This window comes from Alcanivorax sp. HI0083, from assembly GCF_001635175.1.
Genome location: NZ_LWFX01001496.1, coordinates 1 through 2,288 on the forward strand (window position 1 = coordinate 1; position 2,288 = coordinate 2,288).

2 protein-coding genes are annotated in these 2,288 nt (G+C 59.4%); both read left to right on the forward strand.

Annotation, left to right across the window (positions count from 1 at the left end; genetic code table 11):
- Positions 1-199, forward strand: a 199-nt coding sequence (locus A3754_RS22645) for a nucleotide exchange factor GrpE (protein ID WP_082904819.1), incomplete at its 5' end; no start/stop codon positions are given.
- Between the two features lie 134 nt (positions 200-333).
- A complete protein-coding gene (dnaK, locus tag A3754_RS22650; protein WP_063521406.1) occupies positions 334-2,259 on the forward strand; it encodes a molecular chaperone DnaK in 1,926 nt (641 codons plus the stop codon).
- Positions 2,260-2,288: the final 29 nt, after the last annotated feature.

Below are 2,288 nucleotides of genomic sequence, written 5' to 3' on the forward strand. Positions count from 1 at the left end.
GGATGCGTTTGCCCGTTACAACCTGGAGCAGATCAGCCCTGCGGACGAGCCGTTCAACCCGGAATTGCATGAGGCCATGACCATGGTGCCGGTCCCCAATGTGGACCCCAATACCGTGATCGAGGTGCTGGAGAAGGGCTATCAGCTCAACGGCCGCCTGATTCGCCCGGCGCGAGTGGTGGTCAGTAAAGCCCCCTGATTGGGTGTGGGAAAAAGCGATTCGGCCCCTTGAAACGGCGAGCATGACCGCCATATAGGAGCCAGACGAATTAACAATTCAACTGCCTGGGGCGCCGACAGGGTCCCGGCTGGTGTGAAGGAGATAGAACGACTATGGGTAAGATTATCGGTATCGACCTGGGTACGACCAACAGCTGTGTGGCCGTGCTGGAAGGTGACAAGACCAAGGTTATTGAAAACGCAGAAGGCGCGCGCACTACGCCGTCCATCATCGCCTACACCGACGACAAGGAAACCCTGGTCGGTCAGTCTGCCAAGCGTCAGGCGGTGACCAACCCGGAAAACACCCTGTACGCGGTGAAGCGTCTGATCGGCCGCCGTTTCGACGACAAGGTGGTTCAGAAGGACATCAAGATGGTGCCCTACAAGATCACCAAGGCTGACAACGGTGATGCCTGGGTGGAAGTGAAAGGCGAGCAGATGGCGCCGCCGCAGATCTCTGCGCAAGTGCTGAAGAAAATGAAGAAGACCGCGGAAGATTACCTGGGTGAATCTGTCACCGAGGCTGTTATCACCGTGCCGGCTTACTTCAACGATTCCCAGCGTCAGGCCACCAAAGATGCCGGTCGCATCGCCGGTCTGGACGTGAAGCGTATTATCAACGAGCCCACCGCGGCGGCCCTGGCCTATGGCCTGGACAAGAAAGGCGGCGATCGCACCATCGCGGTCTACGACCTGGGTGGCGGTACTTTCGATATTTCCATCATCGAAATCGCCGAAGTGGATGGCGAGCACCAGTTTGAAGTGCTGGCCACCAACGGCGACACCTTCCTGGGTGGTGAGGATTTTGACCTGGCGCTGATCAACTTCCTGGCGGATCAGTTCAAGGCGGACTCCGGCATCGATCTGGGCGGTGATCCGCTGGCCATGCAGCGCCTGAAAGAAGCGGCCGAGAAAGCCAAGATTGAGCTGTCCTCTGCCGAGCAGACCGAAGTGAACCTGCCGTACATCACTGCAGACAGCACCGGTCCCAAGCACCTGGTGGTGAAAGTGACCCGCGCCAAGCTGGAATCCCTGGTGGGTGACCTGGTGAGCCGTTCACTGGAGCCGTGCAAAACCGCACTGGCTGATGCGGGCGTAAAGACGGCCGATATCACCGACGTGATTCTGGTGGGCGGTCAGACCCGTATGCCGATGGTGCAGAAGAGCGTTACCGAGTTCTTCGGCAAAGAGCCGCGCAAGGACGTGAACCCGGATGAAGCGGTTGCCATGGGTGCAGCGATTCAGGGTGCGGTACTGAGCGGTGACGTGACCGACGTGCTGTTGCTGGACGTGACCCCGCTGACCCTGGGTATTGAAACCATGGGCGGCGTGATGACGCCGCTGATCGAGAAGAACACCACTATCCCGACCAATGCGTCGCAGGTGTTCTCCACTGCGGACGATAACCAGACTGCCGTGACGGTACATGTGCTGCAGGGCGAGCGTAAGCAGGCGGCGCAGAACAAGTCGCTGGGTCAGTTCAACCTGGAAGACATTCCGCCGGCACCGCGCGGCATGCCGCAGATCGAAGTGACCTTCGACATCGACGCCAACGGTATTCTGCACGTGGGCGCGAAAGACAAGGCCACCGGCAAAGAGCAGACCATCCAGATCAAGGCCTCTTCCGGTCTGTCCGATGAAGAGATCGATCAAATGGTGGCGGATGCCGAAGCGCACGCGGACGAAGACAAGAAGTTCGAAGAGCTGGTGCAAACCCGCAACCAGGCGGATCACCTGGTGCATGCGACTCGCAAGACTCTCGAGGAAGCCGGCGACAAGGCTACCGACGAAGAGAAAGAGTCCATCACCAAGGCCGTGGATGAGTTGGAAGAAGCCGCCAAAGGTAGCGACAAGGACGACATCGAAGCCAAGATCAAGGCGTTGTCCGAAGTGTCCGCACCGCTGGCCGAGAAGATGTACGCCGAACAGGCCCAGCAGGCTGAAGGTGCTGCCGGCGCCGAAGGCGGCCAGCAGCAGGCAGGCGATGACGTGGTCGATGCCGAGTTCGAAGAAGTCGACGACGACAAGAAGAAGTAAGTAACGCCTGACGCCCGACGCCGGATGCT

Bases quoted from the DNA above. Each gene is read 5' to 3' on its own strand.
- dnaK (WP_063521406.1), top strand. From the start codon at position 334: ATGGGTAAGATTATCGGTATCGACCTGGGTACGACCAACAGCTGTGTG.